General features: G+C 60.5%; 17 protein-coding genes. 16 read left to right on the top strand and 1 reads right to left on the bottom strand.

The window, feature by feature from the left end; translation table 11 throughout:
• From GT495_RS02940 to GT495_RS02890, 11 genes are all read left to right on the top strand, one after another.
• Positions 1-498: a YqeG family HAD IIIA-type phosphatase gene (locus GT495_RS02940; protein ID WP_118098527.1), complete on the top strand. Its 498-nt coding sequence runs from the start codon at positions 1-3 to the stop codon at positions 496-498.
• An 8-nt stretch (positions 499-506) separates the two neighbouring features.
• Positions 507-1,040, top strand: a complete 534-nt coding sequence (locus tag GT495_RS02935; RefSeq protein WP_161161427.1) for a shikimate kinase — start codon at positions 507-509, stop codon at positions 1,038-1,040.
• A complete protein-coding gene (locus GT495_RS02930) occupies positions 1,037-2,146 on the top strand; it encodes a hypothetical protein (RefSeq protein WP_055309496.1) in 1,110 nt (369 codons plus the stop codon). Before GT495_RS02935 ends, GT495_RS02930 begins: the two co-directional genes overlap by 4 nt.
• A 132-nt stretch (positions 2,147-2,278) precedes the next feature.
• Positions 2,279-3,409 carry a Xaa-Pro peptidase family protein gene (locus tag GT495_RS02925; protein ID WP_161161426.1) on the top strand — a complete coding sequence of 377 codons (1,131 nt, stop codon included), beginning with the start codon at positions 2,279-2,281 and terminating at the stop codon, positions 3,407-3,409.
• Between the two features lie 160 nt (positions 3,410-3,569).
• Positions 3,570-4,133, top strand: a complete 564-nt coding sequence (efp, locus tag GT495_RS02920) for an elongation factor P (RefSeq protein ID WP_006233983.1) — start codon at positions 3,570-3,572, stop codon at positions 4,131-4,133.
• A 24-nt stretch (positions 4,134-4,157) separates the two neighbouring features.
• Positions 4,158-4,520 (top strand): Asp23/Gls24 family envelope stress response protein, encoded by a 363-nt coding sequence (locus tag GT495_RS02915; protein ID WP_006233982.1) that lies wholly within the window; start codon positions 4,158-4,160, stop codon positions 4,518-4,520.
• A gap of 3 nt (positions 4,521-4,523) precedes the next feature.
• Complete coding sequence (gene nusB / locus GT495_RS02910; RefSeq protein ID WP_082437720.1) at positions 4,524-5,108, top strand: transcription antitermination factor NusB; 585 nt, start codon at positions 4,524-4,526, stop codon at positions 5,106-5,108.
• 2 nt (positions 5,109-5,110) lie between these two features.
• Entirely contained in the window at positions 5,111-5,350 is a 240-nt protein-coding gene (locus GT495_RS02905) for an exodeoxyribonuclease VII small subunit (protein WP_006233978.1), read from the top strand.
• A 35-nt stretch (positions 5,351-5,385) separates the two neighbouring features.
• Complete coding sequence (locus GT495_RS02900) at positions 5,386-6,189, top strand: TlyA family RNA methyltransferase (protein ID WP_161161452.1); 804 nt, start codon at positions 5,386-5,388, stop codon at positions 6,187-6,189.
• Positions 6,186-7,046, top strand: coding sequence for an NAD(+)/NADH kinase (locus GT495_RS02895; RefSeq protein ID WP_035138200.1), 861 nt, complete (start codon positions 6,186-6,188; stop codon positions 7,044-7,046). Before GT495_RS02900 ends, GT495_RS02895 begins: the two co-directional genes overlap by 4 nt.
• Positions 7,036-8,664 (top strand): DNA repair protein RecN, encoded by a 1,629-nt coding sequence (locus GT495_RS02890; protein ID WP_161161425.1) that lies wholly within the window; start codon positions 7,036-7,038, stop codon positions 8,662-8,664. Before GT495_RS02895 ends, GT495_RS02890 begins: the two co-directional genes overlap by 11 nt.
• A gap of 59 nt (positions 8,665-8,723) precedes the next feature.
• Here GT495_RS02890 and GT495_RS02885 read toward each other — a convergent pair whose 3' ends face one another.
• The gene (locus GT495_RS02885; protein ID WP_240128422.1) at positions 8,724-9,581 is read right to left on the bottom strand and encodes a MurR/RpiR family transcriptional regulator; all 858 of its coding nucleotides are present in this window, start codon (positions 9,579-9,581) and stop codon (positions 8,724-8,726) included.
• A gap of 272 nt (positions 9,582-9,853) precedes the next feature.
• On the opposite strand from GT495_RS02885, the gene GT495_RS02880 reads away from it, so the two are divergent.
• The 5 genes from GT495_RS02880 to GT495_RS02860 all read left to right on the top strand — a co-directional run bounded on the left by GT495_RS02880 (position 9,854) and on the right by GT495_RS02860 (position 16,614).
• Positions 9,854-11,857 carry a fructose-specific PTS transporter subunit EIIC gene (locus GT495_RS02880; RefSeq protein WP_161161423.1) on the top strand — a complete coding sequence of 668 codons (2,004 nt, stop codon included), beginning with the start codon at positions 9,854-9,856 and terminating at the stop codon, positions 11,855-11,857.
• A 527-nt stretch (positions 11,858-12,384) separates the two neighbouring features.
• A complete protein-coding gene (locus GT495_RS02875) occupies positions 12,385-12,648 on the top strand; it encodes an HPr family phosphocarrier protein (RefSeq protein ID WP_022094575.1) in 264 nt (87 codons plus the stop codon).
• A 133-nt stretch (positions 12,649-12,781) separates the two neighbouring features.
• On the top strand, positions 12,782-14,485 hold the full coding sequence (ptsP, locus tag GT495_RS02870) for a phosphoenolpyruvate--protein phosphotransferase (RefSeq protein ID WP_035138206.1): 1,704 nt from the start codon (positions 12,782-12,784) through the stop codon (positions 14,483-14,485).
• A gap of 74 nt (positions 14,486-14,559) precedes the next feature.
• The gene (locus GT495_RS02865) at positions 14,560-15,492 is read left to right on the top strand and encodes a 1-phosphofructokinase family hexose kinase (RefSeq protein WP_161161422.1); all 933 of its coding nucleotides are present in this window, start codon (positions 14,560-14,562) and stop codon (positions 15,490-15,492) included.
• 189 nt (positions 15,493-15,681) lie between these two features.
• The gene (locus GT495_RS02860; protein ID WP_161161421.1) at positions 15,682-16,614 is read left to right on the top strand and encodes a 1-phosphofructokinase family hexose kinase; all 933 of its coding nucleotides are present in this window, start codon (positions 15,682-15,684) and stop codon (positions 16,612-16,614) included.
• Positions 16,615-16,633: the final 19 nt, after the last annotated feature.

Here is a 16,633-nt window from a genome sequence, read left to right as displayed (position 1 = left end):
ATGAGGATTTTTAGCCCCAAACGATACGTTGCCTCGGTCGATCGCATCGACCTTGATGCCCTGTGGGCCGACGGCAAACGCGCCATTCTGCTCGATCGCGATAACACCCTGGTGCCGCGCGACACCGAGCAGGTTCCCGCCGCGGTTTCCGCTTGGCTCGATGCCGCCCGCGCCAAAGGCTTTAAGCTGTGCATGGTGTCCAACAACTGGCATCGCGACCAGGTCATGAGCTCTGCACGCGAGCTGGGACTCGAGGCCATCAGCCACGCCATGAAGCCGGCGCCGTTTGCCCTCAAGGCGGGTCTTAAGCGCCTCGGCGCCACGGCCGACGAGGCGGTGCTGATCGGTGATCAGCTCTACACGGACGTGTGGAGCGGCAATTTTGCCGGCGTCGATACTATCCTGGTTAAGCCGCAGGCAACCCAGGACCTGTGGTACACGCAGATCTTCCGTATCTTTGAGCGCCGGGCCCTGCGCGACCTTCCCTGCGAGGAATAGGTTTCGCCATGTCTCAGCACATCAAACACGGCTGCGACCATATCTTCTTTATCGGCTTTTTGGGCGCGGGCAAATCGACGCTTGCGCGCAACGTCGGCACTATGTTCAATCGGCGTTTTATCGATACCGACCGCCTGGTCGTGCGCCGTTGCGGCAAGTCGGTAACCGAGATTTTTGAGACCGAGGGCGAGGATCGTTTTCGCGAGCTCGAGACCTCGGCGCTCCGTTCGCTCCAAAGCGAGCGCAGCCTGTTGGTTTCGTGCGGGGGCGGTATCGTCGAGACGCCGGTGAATATTGAGCTGATGCACGAAATGGGTACGTGCGTGTACCTCGAGGGCGACTTCGAGGATTCGATTCGCCAGATTCGTCGGTCCGACACGCGCCCCGATTTCCGTTCGCCCGAGCATGCCGCGCGCCTGTTTGAGCATCGTCGTCCGCTGTATCGCCAGGCCGCCGATATTACCCTTGATATTCGCAACAAGTCCTTCGAGGACGTTTCCTACCTTTGTGCCGAGATGCTTTTGGAGCGTGGACTGCTATGATTCGCCGTCAACTGATCAATTTCCAAAACCGCAGTGTCGATGTCCGCGTCGGATTGGGCGCGTTCGATGAGCTGCCGCGCATGTTTGCCTCGGCCGTGGGCAAGCCTAAGCGCGCGATGGTGGTTTGGAACGACGCCACATCCGAGCGTTTTGGTGAGGTCGTCGAGCATGCGCTGGTCGACGCCGGTTTTGCCGTGTCGCTGCTCGTCCTCGAGGTTTCGCCTGCTGGTGCCACGCTGGCCGACGCCGATGCTATCTTTGGCGCCCTGTCTGCCAACCGCATCACCTGCGACGATCTGGTTGTCGCTGTTGGCGATGCCGCAACCTGTTCGGTTGTTGGCTGGTGCGCCAACCAGTGGTGTGGCCGAACCGAGTGCGCGCTGCTGCCGACGACCTTCGACGCCATGCTCACGGTCGCGACGACCATGAAGCCGCTCGTCGCCTCGTTGGCCAATGCGCTTCCCGCTATCGCGTTCCGTCCCGAACCGGGCTTGGTTGTGTGTGATCTCGACCTTGTTCGCGAGGCGGAACCCGAGGACCTCAAGTTCGGCTATGCGGTACTTGTTGGCACCATGCTTTCGAGCAGCAAGTCCCGCTGGAATCAGTTTACTGAGACCGTCCCCGAGATTCTCGCGGGCGAGGAGGTCGCACTCGTCAATGCCGTTCAATGGTCTCAGACTGCCCGCAAGGACGTGCTGACGGCCACGAACCCGAGCGCTCGCCATGCGCTCGATTTTGGCAAGACGGGGGAGCGCACCCTGCGCGCTTGCTTGGGCGATGCCGCTTCGCAGGTCCCTGCCTACCAGCTGTTGTCCGAGGGCATGCGCTTTGAGGCGCGCCTAGCACACGATGCCTGCGACTTCGATATCGACTATGTGTTTGATCTCGATGACTGCCTGGAGGACTTTGGCATCGAGGAGCTTGCCTTCGACTTGGAGCCTGCCGCATATATCGAGGAGTTCCGCAGACAGCAGTTTGTCCGCTCGAACCGCAGCATGCTGCCGCTGCCCGCGGCGCTCGGCGCCATTCGCCTAACGAGCGTCGAGGACGAGGTTCTTGAGCGCCATGCTCACGCCTACTTGGCTTCTCGTAAAGAACTTCTCTAAGATTTATTGACTTCCATCGTCTTTCGTATCATGTTGAGGGGCGGGTTTTCAATCGGTTGCGGATCGCATGCGATTCCGTCGTTCGGTTGAGACCCGTCCCGTCTATATTGAGACAACAAGAAAGGAATCTGCATGTCTGAGTTTGCTGCCGGTCCTGCCGGTCGTATCGAGCGTGTCCGTGCCCTGATGGTCGAGCGTGGCTACGACGCCATCGTGGTGCGCGACGAGGCCAACCTTCGTTGGCTTACGGGCGTGAAGGGCGTCTTCGACTACACCTTCGAGTTCCCGCACGCTGCGTTTATTACGGCCGACCAGTGCCTGTTCCACACCGACTCGCGCTACCTCAACAGCTTTGAGGAGAACACGCCAGCCGGCAGCCCCTGGGTCTACGACATGGATGAGGGCACCATCCCCGGTTGGGTCGCCGGCAAGATCGCGGCCAACAAATGCCGCGTCTGCGCTGTCGAGGACGATATGCAGATTAATTTCTACCAGGGTATTCAGCGCGGCCTGGAGGACCGTTCCGTCGCCTGTATGCTGCCGCTGATGCACGACGATATCCGCAAGATGCGCGCCATCAAGGACGCCGAGGAGATTGAGCTCATGCGCCATGCGCAGTCGATCACCGATGCCGCCTTCCAGCACATGCTCGGCTTTATTAAGCCCGGTATGACCGAGAAGCAGGTACGCAACGAGCTCGAGAACTTTATGTTCGCCAACGGTGCCGACAGCCTGGCCTTCGGTTCCATCGTCGCGAGCGGCCCCAACACCGCCAACCCGCATGCCGTGCCGAGCGACCGCGTGATCGAGAAGGGCGATTTCGTTCTTATGGATTACGGCGCGGGCTATTGCGATTACCGCTCCGACATGACGCGCACTGTCGTGATGGGCGAGCCCACCCAGGAGCAGCTCGACCTGTACGCACTCGTGCGCCGTACGCACGAGGAGTGCGTCGCCGCCATCCATCCGGGCGTTGAGGGCAACGACATCTTCAAGCTCTCCAAGAAGATCATCGGCGATGCCGGCTATGGCGATTACTATAACCATGGCTTGGGTCACGGCGTGGGCATCGACATCCATGAGCTGCCCAACTATAACCGCAGCAAGAATATCATCGAGGTCGGCTCGGTTATCACCATGGAGCCCGGCGTCTACCTGCCCGGCGTGGGCGGCGTGCGCCTGGAGGACTACGGCGTGGTCACCGAGAACGGCTATGAGCCCTTCACCAAGACCCCGCACGACCTGCACGTTATCGACTGCTAGTTTACTTCAGTAGATAGTTTGGGGCGGGGCGTCCGGATTGATTCGGACGCCCCGCGTTCTCTTTTTATGCGCTCGCCGCAGGCGCCGTCTGCAAGTGTATAATTTCTGTCGTATGTAATTTGGACGCTTGTGCGTTCTGCCTATAACAAGAAAGGTCGCTATGCCTACCATTTCCACCGCCGACTTCAAGAACGGCCTCGGTCTCCGCATCAAGGACAAGGTCTACACCATCGTCGAGTTCCAGCATGTCAAGCCGGGCAAGGGCGGCGCGTTTGTGCGCTACAAGACCCGCGACATCAAGAGCGGCCGCGTCGTCGAGAACACCTGCAACGCCGGCACCAAGTTCGAGAGCGTCATGCTCACCACCCGTGAGTTCCAGTACCTCTACAACGATGGCACCGACTACATCTTCATGGACAACGAGTCCTATGAGCAGGTTCCCGTTCCCGAGGACATGGTGGGCGAGAACTCCAAGTGGCTGCGCGAGAACGACATCTGCCAGCTGCTCTTCGCCGACGATGAGCTCATGGGCGTGACCCCGCCGATGTTCATCGAGACCACCATCGTCCAGACCGACCCGGGCTTTAAGGGCGACACCGTCCAGGGTTCCACCAAGCCGGCCACGATCGACACCGGCGCTGTCATCCAGGTCCCCATGTACCTCAACGAGGGCGAGGTCATCAAGGTTGACACCCGCGACGGCAAGTTCGTCTCCCGCGTCTAGCAACCAACTCTTCTAGGAGGACTCATGCCCCAGGAAATCAAGATTGACGGCATCGGGATTTCGCCCGATGTTCTGACCGCCATCGTCTCGCGCGCCGTGTCCGATGTCGAGGGCATCGCCTCCGTTGGCGTCAAGGACCTTGCCACCAACCTTGTCTCCATGATGCTCTCGTCCAAGGCCCCGGCTTCCGAGCCGGCGGTCGAGGCCGAGGTCGTCGGCGACAAGCTCGCACTCACCGTGCGCGTCGTGGTGTTCTTTGGCTATCCGTTCAAGAAACTCGCCGAGGCCGTTCGCGCTGCCGTGGTCGCCGCCATCGATGCCCAGGTTGGCGTTGAGGTCGAGCGCGTTGACGTTTGCATCGACGGCCTCGTTTTCCCCAAGGAGTAACCTTTGAGCCTTAAGGTTTATCGCGGGCGTACGCTTGCCCGCAGTCAGGCGCTGCAGCTGCTGTTCCAGGCCGAGGCCACGGACAGCCCGCTCGAGCGCGTCCTCGAGGGTGATTTCCTGATCTCGAAGGGTCCCCTCGATCCCTATGCTCTGGAGCTGTGCCGCGGTGCCTACGAGCATATCGACCGCATCGACTGTGCTCTGCGCTCCGTTGCCAAGAACTGGGATCTTATGCGCATGCCCGGCGCCGACCGCAACCTGCTGCGTATCGCCGTTTACGAGATGCGTTTCCTCACCGACGAGGAGGTCTCGGACGCCATCGTGATCAACGAGGCCGTTGAGCTTGCCAAGGCCTATGGCACCGACCAGTCCGCGTCGTTCGTCAACGGCGTGCTGGGTAAGATCGCTCGCAGCGAGGAGCTGCCGGGCGAGGACCTATACCAGGAGCTGCTGGCCGAGGATCGCGCTCGCGAGGAGGCACAGGCTGCCGAGGCTGCCGCAAAGGTTGCGGTTGCTCAGGCCGAGGCCGGCGTTCTCGACGAGGACGCTGAGGTCGCCGAGGCCGAGACCGGTACCGTCGAGGAGTAGCCATGCCAGAGGGTTCCGTCCGCAACTTCGACGAGATTTCGGACCGCTTGGACCAGATCATAGCTACCGTTCGCTCTAAGGATACGTCCTTGGAGCGTTCGCTCGATCTGTTTGACGAGGCGATTGAGCTGGGCTCCCGTGCGGTCGACATGGTCGACAAGTTTGAGCTGACGCCGCGTGAGGCCGACAAGCTCGAACAGGAATACGATGAGGATGCGGCAAACGAATCCCAGGATAGCTAGGCCGCATCTCCGGATACGAATGGTTGATGGCATTCATGAAACGCGTGCGTCTTGATGACGAACTGATTTCACAGGGCATCTGCGCCGATCGCGCGGATGCCCTTCGCACTCTTATGGCCGGCTTGGTCTCGAGTGGCGGTGAGCGCTTGACTTCGCCGGGCCTTAAGGTGATCCCGGGGCTGCCGCTGCATGTGAAGGGGCGCATTCCCTATGTTGGCCGCGGCGGTCTTAAGCTCGAAGGCGCGCTTGATGCGTTTGGCATCAATCCGACGGGCCTTGCCTGTCTGGATGTGGGCTGCTCTACCGGCGGCTTTACCGATTGTCTGCTCAAGCGCGGAGCTGCGACCGTTGTCTCGGTGGACGTGGGTCGCGCCCAGTTCGATTGGTCGTTGCGCCAGGACGATCGCGTGACGCTGCATGAGCGCACAAACGTGACGCAGCTGCCTGAGCTTGGCTATGCCGGCACTATCGACCTGGCTGTGTGTGATGTCTCGTTTACCAGCATCGCGAACATTATCGATGCGGTACTGGCGTGCCTGGCGCCTACGGGTGCATTCTGCACGCTCGTAAAGCCGCAGTTTGAGGCTCCGGCGGCGCTGGTGGGCGAGGGCGGCATTGTGACCGATTCCGCCGTGCGCCGCGATACACTCGTGGCGGCGGTTGAACTCTTTGCTGCCAAGGGCCTGTTCCCGGTCGATGTGTGCGTGTCGCCCATTCATGGTGCCAAGGGCAACGTTGAGTTTTTCCTGTACGGCACGAGATTTGACCCCGGCGATCGCTCGCAAGACGAGCTGCAATCCCAGGTATCGGTTATGAGCGAGAAAGCTGCAACGCTATGAAGGTCTTTCTGGTTCCCAATTACTACAAGCAAGAGGCGGTCGAGAGCGGCCTGATGCTCGAGCTTTGGCTGACGCGCCAGGGCTATGAGGTCGCATGGGCTGCCGACCAGCGATCGAAGATTCAAAGCACGCCTGATATTGACGGCTCCGATCTGGTCATTACGCTCGGCGGCGACGGCACGTTGCTGCGCGCTGCCCGCATCCTCAACCATCGTGAGATTCCTATCCTCGGTCTTTCCTATGGTCACCTGGGTTTTTTAACTGCTGCGAGTCCCGAGGAGCGCGACATTCTGCAGGTCGTGAGCGACGCCCTGTCCGGCGAGCTGCATGTGAGCCGTCGCGCTACCATCGCCGCGGATATCGTGTCCGTGCGCGAAGATGGTACGAAGGATGTTGTGCGCACCTTCGCCCTCAACGACATGGCGCTTACGCGCGGCCCCCTGTCCGATATGGTCGAGTTTGACATCACGGTGTCCGGTCACCATATCGACCGCCTACGCGGTGACGGTGTCGTCGTTTCGACGGCGACTGGTTCTACGGGTTACGCGCTCAGCGCCGGTGGCCCCATCGTGAGCCCTGACTATACGGGCATGGTCTGCGTACCCATTGCGCCGCACACCATTCAAGCTCGCGCTTTCTTGACTTCGCCGAGCGATGTCGTCGAAATCTTTATGTCTGATGACCGTCCGAGCGTTCCGGCGATCGCTATCGATGGACAGTTTATTACCTGCGACGGCACGGTCGAGAGCGTGGCCGTGCGCCGAGGCCCCGGCGATGTGCTGCTGCTCGACTACGGCCCCGAGAGTTTTTACAACTCGGTGAGCCGCGTATTCTACGGAGTCCGCCATGATCGATGAGATGCAGGTTTCTAACATTGCACTCATTCGCGAGGCGACGCTGGTGCCGAGTGCCGGCCTGACTGTCCTGACCGGCGAGACCGGCGCCGGCAAGACCGCGCTGCTCTCGGCCCTCAAGCTTATTTTGGGTGAGCGCGCGGATTCGTCGACGGTGCGCGAGGGCGAGGCGCTGGCGAGCGTCGAGGCGCGCCTGTTTGACGGCCCGCACGACACGGAAGGCTTCACGGTCCAGCGCAGCCTTTCCGCCGAGGGCCGCAGCCGCGTCAAGATTGACGGCCGCATCGCCAGCGTGCGCGAGCTTTCGGAGCGCGTCGGCGTGATGATGGATCTGTGCGGCCAGCACGAGCACCAGCGCTTACTCGATCCGGCGCATCACGTTGCGATGGTCGATGCGTGGGCGGGACGCTCTGCGCTCGAGGCGCTGGATGCGTACCGCGCCTGCTTTAAGGCTTCGCGGGCTGCCGCCAAGGAGGTTCGACGTGTCGAAGAGGCCTCGCGTGCGCAGGGGAGCCGCGTCGAGGAGGCGCGCTTTGCCCTCGAGCGCATCGGCGAGGTCGACCCCAAGCCGGGTGAGTATGAGGAACTCGAGAAGCTGCTGCCGCGCTCCGAACATGCCGAGGTACTGGTTGCCACGGCTAACGATGCCCATGCATCGCTTGCCGCCGAAGGGGGAGCGCTCGATGCCGTGAACAGCGCCGTGGCAGAGCTTTCCCGAATGGCTACCGTCGATCGCAAACTCGGCGACATTGCCGATGCACTATCGGATGCCTGTATCTCCCTTGAGGATTGCGCGAACGAGCTTCGTGCCTATCGCGATGGCATCGCCTTCGACCCGCGCGAGCTCGCTCGCATGCGTGAGCGGTATTCCGACCTCAAGGGTCTGTTGCGTCAGTGGGGTCCCACTATGGACGATGTTTTTGCCATGCGCGATCGCTCGCAAGAGCTGTTGTCGCTGGTAGACGATGGTGATGAGCAGATCAAGAAGGCGCGTGAAGCGCTTGGCGCAGCAGAGCATGAACTGTTCGCCGCCGCCAAGGCGCTTAAGCGTGCACGCAATACGGCGGCTCCGCGCTTCTGCCACGAGGTGGGCCGCCAGATGGCTCGCCTGGAGATGGGCAGCGCCGAGCTCGTCTGGGAGTCGCGTGATCTTCCCCGTGCTGAGTGGACGCCCGTTGGTCCTTCGAGCTACGAGCTGCTATACCGCAGCGGTGCCGGTTTGACGCCGCGCCCCCTGCGTCGAATTGCGTCGGGCGGCGAGCTCAGCCGCGTCATGCTGGCAAGTAAGGTTGTCCTCGGTAACGCGGACGGTGTCGATACGCTGGTGTTTGACGAGGTCGATGCTGGTGTCGGTGGCTCCACGGCGCGTGCGCTCGCGGGCGTGCTGGCAGATCTCGCCGCTACGCATCAGGTGATTGTCGTAACCCACTTGGCGCAGGTCGCCGTCATGGCTGACAAGCATTATGTCGTCAGCAAGGAACCGGGCGATGTTCCCCAGACGCATTTGGGCGAGGTAACCGGCGAAGCGCGTACTGCCGAGATCGCCCGCATGTTGAGCGGCGATCAGTCCGAGGCAAGCTTGGCCCACGCAAAGCAGATGCTCGAAGAAGCTCGAGGTTAGGTCGTATCAGCGGTGTTGGTGGGACAAAATAGACTGAAATTTTTGTCCCACTACGCGTTTTACTCCACAACCTTATCCGGCTGGATGAGCTCCTCGTAGTAGCTGATATGCTCACGCGCGTCTTTAATCTCGGGCAGCAGGAAGTTGTAGATGACTTCGATGATCATCGTGGCGCTGATCTTGGAGAACGCGAAGTCACCCGTTGTCAGCAACGCTTCGTGATTGACGGTATTAAAGGTGTAGTCGGCGAGGCGCGCAAGTGGGGATTTGCTGTCACTGCTGATGACGACTACGGTTGCGCCGCAGTTGCGAGCCGCTTTTGCCATGCGATTCAGTCGGCGCGATTTGCCAGAGTTTGAGATGAGCACGATGACGTCACCCGGGCGTAACGTGAGCGCAAAGCCGATTGATGTCTCGCTAATGGTGCTCGCCATGCAGCGCAGGCCCAGCTGCGAAAACTTAAACGTCGCATCGAGCGCGACCGCGTTCGTATTGCCCACAGCTGCAAACTCAATAACCCCGGCATTCTTAAGTGCGTGCACAACTGTGGCCAAGGTGTCGTGATCAATGCCGTCGATGGTCGCATTAAGCTCGCTTACCTTGGCAGCCAGGATGTTCTTGAGGCTCTGCTCCATATTGTCGAGCGAGACCTCGTCGGTCAGGCCCTCGTTGCGCTGGCTTTCCAAATCCCTCGCCAACGAAAACTGAAAGCTGCGGAAGCTACCAAAGCCCAGCTTGCGGCAGAAGCGCGAAACGGTCGCTTCGGACGTGGCAGCGGCGCGCGAGAGCTGAGCCGCCGTGAGGCGTGGCGCCTCGGAATGGTGCTCCAATATATAGTCGACAATGCGCTGCTCGGACTCGCTGTATCCCTGATGGGTACTAATGAGGGAAAGTGCGCTCTTGCTACTATCGGTCATGGATGGCTCCTGGTTGGCATGATAATCTAACTCGATTTGCAATGCCATAGTATACGGGCATTTTCAATTACAAGATACACCTTGCTGTTTCAAGTGTTGATGGTAAACTTTCACCTACCGTTTACGGTTATGAAAGAACCTTTCACCGGAGAATTGCACCTTGTCTCTTCTCACGCGGACGGTAGGTTGGTATCTTTCAGTTGTGGAAAAACGCGCATTGAAGCGCGTGTAGGGGAGCGCCCGCGGGCGCTGTACTCAAGAAGGAGGGACACATGGCTAAGTTTGACATCATCGCCGCGACCGGTTGCCCGACCGGCATTGCGCACACCTTCATGGCTAAGGAGGCGCTGGAGAAGGCAGCTGCCGAGCGCGGTCTGACCATTAAGGTCGAGACTCATGGCCAGGTCGGTGTCGAGAACGAGCTCACCAAGAGTGAGATCGCTGGTGCCAAGGCCGTCGTCGTCGCAGCCGACAAGGATGTCCAGGCTGAGCGTTTCGCCGGCAAGCCCATGGTTTCCGTTGGTGTTTCCAAGGCCCTGTCCGTTGAGGCCGCCGGTAAGCTGATTGACCGCGCGCTCGCCGCCAAGGGCGACGACACGGTTGCCGCTGCCGCCGATGTCGAGGACGAGGTCGAGGAGAAGGAGTCCATCGGTCACGTCATCTACAAGCACCTCATGAACGGCGTCAGCCACATGCTGGTCTTCGTCGTTGCCGGTGGTGTTCTGACCGCCATTTCGTTCCTGTGGGGCATCACGTCCTTTGATTCGACGGCTGCCGACTACAACAGCTTTGCCGCGATGCTCAAGATTATCGGCGGTATCGCCATGAACCTCATGGTTCCGGTGCTCTCCGCTTACATCGCCGAGTCCATCGGCAAGCGCCCGGCGCTCGTCCCCGGTTTCGTCGCCGGTATGATTGCCATCCAGGGCTTGCCTGTTAACGCCGATACCGGCATGATCGACGCCGGTGGCGCAGGTGTGGGCTTTGGCTTCCTAGGCGGCATCGTCGGCGGCTTCCTCGCTGGCTATGTCATCCTGCTGCTCGAGAAGGTTTTCTCTAAAATTCCTGCGAGCCTTAATGGCCTGAAGGCAATCTTCCTGTATCCGCTGTGCTCTACCGCCATCGTCGGTCTGGTCATGCTTGGTATTTCCGGCCCCATGGCTGCCATTAACCAGGGCATGATGGATTTCCTGCAGAGCCTCGGTAACTCCGGTCCGGTGATCCTTGGCCTGGCCATCGGCTGCATGTGCGCCTTTGATATGGGCGGCCCGGTCAACAAGGCTGCTTACGCTACTGGCACCTTCCTGCTCGGTACCGCTCTCGAAGCTGGCGTCGGCACCGAGACCTACAACTTCGGCACCAACTTCATGGCTGCCGTCTCCGCCGCTTGCATCGTTCCGCCGCTGATCACCACCTTCGCCGTCGTTGTCGGCAAGAAGTACTTCAGCCAGGAGGATCATGACGCCGGTATCGTCAACCTCATCCTTGGTTGCACCCACATCACCGAGGGCGCCATTCCGTTCATGACCAAGAACATCTGGCCCGTTATGCCCATCATGATGCTCGGTTCTTCCATCGCTTCCATCTTGACCATCTTCTTCAACGTTCACGATCCGGCGCCTCACGGCGGCTTCCTGGTCCTGCCCGTTGTCGAGAACGGTCCGCTGTGGGTCCTCGCGATCCTCATCGGCGCCGTGGTCGGTGGCATCCTGTTCGTGGCTTTCAAGAAGTACGACTTCGAGAAGAACCAGAAGCCCGCTCCTGCAACCAAGCCGGTTGAGGCCCCCAAGGCCGCTGCCGTCGAGGCCCCCAAGGCCGAGGCTGCTGACTTCGTGAAGGTCGAGAACGTCTTTGTCGCCGAGGACTTCGCTTCTCGTGACGAGGCTCTGAGCTTCGTTTCCAACCAGGCTGTCAAGGCCGGTATCGCCAGCGACGCCGACGCCGTGATGAACGCCTTCCTGGCCCGCGAGGCCGAGGGCACCACGGGCATGATGGAGGGCTTCGCCATCCCGCATGCCAAGTCCGACGCCATTACCGAGGCTGCCGTCATCGTCGTCAAGGACGAGTCCGGCGTGACCGGTTGGGACACCATGGACGGCGCTCCCGTCAACGTTGCCATCGCCCTGCTCATCCCGGGCGCTCAGGCTGGAACCACGCACCTCAAGATCCTGTCCAAGGTCGCCGAGGCGCTTATGGACGAGGACTTCCGTGCCACCGTCAAGGGTTCCACCGACGCCGCCGAGATCGCCAAGACGATCAACGCCCGCCTGGTCTAATCCACCAGCTCGCGAATAACATCGCCCCCTGTATATAAGGCGGAGTCCCTCCCCAGGGTCTCCGCCCTTTTTACATCCCTCCCATAAGTTGCGGTGAAATAGGGACTGTTTATACGATTCAACCCCAAATTCAGTCTCTATTTCATCGCAACTTATAAAAGGGCATAGAGAGGGCTGCCTATCGAGTCTTTGTCGCGAACAGGTCATCAGCCAGAATTCCGTTCGCACGATATTACTCTGGACCGACCGAGTTTCCGCAGCTCGCCTGCCGGGCGGGCGCGGGTTAAGTTTGTCGCGAGTTCCGCACGCAAAGGAAAGCACTTAATGTGCTTTCCGTCTTGCGCAGGACTGTAGAGCAGCAAACTTAACCGCCCCGCCCGGCGGGCGAGCGTGCAGGAACGACATCTGTCCAACAATTCGTCCGAAACATAATGAAAAACCGTTTGATGTGAGTTAATATAAACAACGTCGTGAATCTGACTCCTGCCACATGCATGACAGGGGTTAAACACAAAAAGGAGTCAATTATGGTTTCTGAGAAGGCTACCCTCGTTAATCCTCAGGGTCTGCACATGCGTCCGGCTGGTCTGTTCGCCTCCACCATGGGCAAGTACGCCTGTGACGTGACGGTCGTCACCCCCGAGAAGGAGGTCAACGGCAAGTCCCCGATGGCCCTCATGGCTGCTGGTATCCCCTGCGGCACTGAGGTCGAGGTCAAGTGCGACGGCGCTGACGAGGCCGAGGCTCTGGCTGCTGCCATCGAGCTCATCAAGAGCGGTCTTGGCGAGTAGAACTCAAACGGGTCGCATGTTGAACAACTAAGTTCATATTTGGGGGCGCAGTGACCTGTTGTAAGGTAGCTGCGCTCTTTTGTCATGGATATGGCAAAACGCTTTATCACATGACACGGAGAGAGGAATGGGAATGTATCAGGGAGTCAACGCTTCCGAGGGCATCGGTATCGGCACCGTCATGGTCGCCGTCGATCCCGACTTGACGTTTGAGCCGCACGAGGTTGCTGATTCGGCAGCAGAGAAGGAGCGCTATCAGTCCGCTCTTTCGGTCTTCTGCGAGAAGACCCAGGCTCAGGCCGACCACATGAAGGAGACGGTGGGCGAGGCCGAGGCCGAGATCATGAGCGGACACATTGTCCTGGCTCAGGACCCGGGCATGACCGACGCCATCAACGCCGCCATTGACGGCGGTACCTGCGCCGAGCAGGCGCTCATGGACACCTCGACCATGTTCGAGAACATGTTCCTGTCCATGGACGACGAGATGTTCCGTCTGCGCGCGGCCGACATCGCCGACATCCGCACCGGTATTCTGGCCGAGCTGCTGGGCAAGGAGGTCGTCGACCTCTCCGTCCTGCCCGAGAACACTGTCGTTGTCGTGCACGACCTCACGCCGTCCATGACCGCCACGATCGATAAGGCCCACGTTGCCGGTATCGTCACCGAGACCGGTGGCCGCACGTCGCACTCCGCGATCATCGCGCGCGCCCTCGAGATCCCGGCTGTCCTTTCGGTTTCCAACAGCTGCACCGCGCTGCGCAACGGTATGACCGTTGTCGTCGACGGTGGCAAGGGTATCGTTGAGGCCGATCCCGACGAGGAGACGCTCGCTGCCTACACCGCCAAGGCCGAGGCCTTCGCTGCCGAGAAGGCAGCCCTCGAGGCCTTCCGTGGCAAGCCGTCCGTGACTGCCGATGGCATCAAGAAGATCATCGCCTGCAACATCGGTAACCCCGATGACGTGCCCAACGCGCTCGATCACGACGCCGAGGCCATCGGTCTGTTCCGCTCCGAGTTCCTGTTCATGGACTCTGCCGAGCTTCCTTCCGAGGAGGAGCAGTTCAACGCCTACCGTAAGGTCGCCAGCGCGCTCAAGGGTGCTCCGGTCATCATCCGCACGCTCGATGTGGGTGGTGACAAGGAGATTCCGTATCTGCATATGGTCAAGGAAGATAACCCCTTCATGGGCTTCCGCGCCGTGCGTTACTGCCTGGCCAATCCCGACCAGTACAAGGTCCAGCTCCGCGCTCTGCTGCGCGCTAGCGCCTTCGGTGACGTAAAGATCATGATCCCGCTCGTCACTTGCGTCGAGGAGGTCTTGGCTGTCAAGGAGCTTGTCGAGCAGTGCAAGGCCGAGCTGACTGAAGAGGGTCGCAAGTTCAACGAGAACATCGAGGTCGGCATCATGGTTGAGACGCCTGCCGCTTCGCTGCTCGCAGACCGTCTTGCCGAGGTCGCCGACTTCTTCTCCATCGGCACCAACGACCTGATCGGCTACACCATGTGCGCCGACCGTGGCAACGACACCATCTCCAACCTGTACCAGGTTTACTATCCCGCCGTGCTCCGCTCGCTCAAGAACATCATCGAGAGCGGCGTGAAGGCCGGCATCATGGTCGGTATGTGCGGCGAGGCCGCTGCCGATCCGCTGCTCGAGCCGCTGCTGATCAGCTGGGGCCTGGAGGAGTTCTCGATGAGTGCTCCGTCGATCCTGCGCGCCCGTAAGACCATCAGCCAGTGGACCAAGGCCGAGTGCGACGAGCTCGCCGAGAAGGCGCTCGCCTGCAACACCGCCGCCGAGGTCAAGGCACTGCTCGAGTCCGCAGCTCGCTAATTTGGTATCAGAGGTAACCGCGTGGTTGGAATGGGCCGGCCACGCGGCCCTCACATATACAGGGGGTACTGTAAATGTTCTACACGCTAACCGCTAACCCGGCTGTCGACATGACGGTTTCGAGCTCTCCGCTCGAGCCCGACGAGAACGTCCGCACCGGTTCGGCCAGCTACACGGCTAACGGCAAGGGCCTCGACGTGTCCTTCGCCTTTAAGAAGATGGGCGTCGACACCGTCGCGCTCGGCTTCTTCGCCGGCTTCACGGGCAAGTTCATCGTCGAGGAGGTCATGAACCTGGGTTGCCTCTGCCGCCCGGTCTGGACCGACGGTATCACGCGCATTAACACCTACGTCAACGATGGCCAGCACGAGTACGGCATCCTGAACCCTGGTGCTCCGATCACGCCGCAGCACCAGAAGGAGCTCTATAACATCCTGGACACCGCGGGCGATCTCGAGTGCCTGATCGTTTCCGGCTCCGTGCCTCCCAAAGCTACGCCCGACTTCCTGGCTCAGGTCATGGAGCACGCTCAGGCTCGTGGCGCCGACGTCGTCCTGGACCTGTCCTCCGACAAGCTCAAGGAGCTCGCTCACAAGAAGCCGCTGCTCATCAAGCCGAACCATCACGAGATGAAGGCCATCTTCGGCGTGCCGGTCGACACCGACGACGAGGTTCGCGTTGCCATGAAGATGGCTCACGACGCTGGCGTTCAGAACGTGCTGCTCACCCGTGGTAGCCGCGGCGACGCTTACTTCTCCAACGGCGAGGACATCTGGTACGCCAAGCGTGAGTTCAACATCAAGCTGGTTTCTTCCGTCTGCGCTGGCGACTGCACCCTCGCTGCGTTCCTGCACAAGTGGTACAGGGATCGCGACAACGTCGAGGAGGCCATGAAGCTCGCTATGGCCACCGGCGCCAACGTTGCCGAGTCCGTCGGCATCGGCGACTTCGGTCACGTCGACGAGTACAGCAAGCGCGTTGCTGTCCGCAAGCTCGATCGTCAGTAATCGAAACGCGACATATTCGTGCGCATGCGGCGCCCCGGTTTCGGCTGGGGCGCCTTTTTTGTTCCGTCATTGGAGAGAGATGTTCTGCCGTACTTCATCGCTTCCACACCGTTCACCGAGTTGTCCTAGCCTTTTACCGATGGGTGGAATATACTTTCACCAACACGTTACTTCGTGAAAGGAACATTCATGATTTACACGCTCACTGCAAATCCCGCCATTGACTACAACATCTCCTGCGACGGCCTTGCTGCCAACACCGTCACGCGTACCCGTAACGCCGTCTACACGCCCAACGGCAAGGGTCTCAACGTCTCGTTCACCCTCGATCACTACGGTGTCGACACCACGATCCTGGGCTTTTTCGCCGGCTTCTCGGGCGAGTTTATCGTTAAGGGCGCCGAGGCCCTGGGCGTGCCCGTCAAGCCCGTTTGGACCGACGGCATCACGCGCGTCAATGTGTTCCTCAATGCCGGACCCGACACCGAGTACAACATGGTCAACGCCGGTGCCGCCATCAACGAGGCCAACGAGCAGGAGATGTTTGAGCTCATCGATTCGCTTGATGACATGACCTGCCTGGTCATCAGCGGCTCGCTGCCTCCCAACACTTCCGAGGGCTTCTTGGCCGAGGTCCTGCGCCGCGTCAAGGCCAAGGGGGCCGAGTTCGTCCTCGATATCTCGAGCCATCAGCTGGCAGACCTCATTGCCATGGAGCCGCTGCTGATTAAGCCCAACGACGACGAGCTGCTCGATATTTTTGGCATTAAGGTGAGCGGTGGCGACGACGAGTCCGTCAAGGGCGCGATGGCCGAGCTGCACGCCAAGGGCGCCAAGAATGTGCTGCTGACTCTTGGCGGCGCTGGTGCGTACTTCTCTAACGGCGAGCACATCTGGTTTGCCAACCGCACCTTCGACGTCAAGCTGCTGTCGACGGTGTGCGCCGGCGATTCCTCGCTCGCTGCCTTCCTGTCCGTGTGGCACGACGCCCCCGAGCGCGTCGAGGACGCCCTGCGCCTTTCGATGGCTACCGGCGCCAACGTGGTCGAGTGCCCGGGCCTGGGCGACTTTGCCAAGGTCGAGGAGTATAAGAAGGGCATCGCTATCCGCGAGGTCTGCTAACTCCGGCCTAAAGCTTGAG

The sequence above is a fragment of the Collinsella sp. BIOML-A6 genome, assembly GCF_009875845.1.
Classification (GTDB): domain Bacteria; phylum Actinomycetota; class Coriobacteriia; order Coriobacteriales; family Coriobacteriaceae; genus Collinsella; species Collinsella aerofaciens_H.
This window is presented reverse-complemented; position numbering and strand designations above follow the sequence as displayed.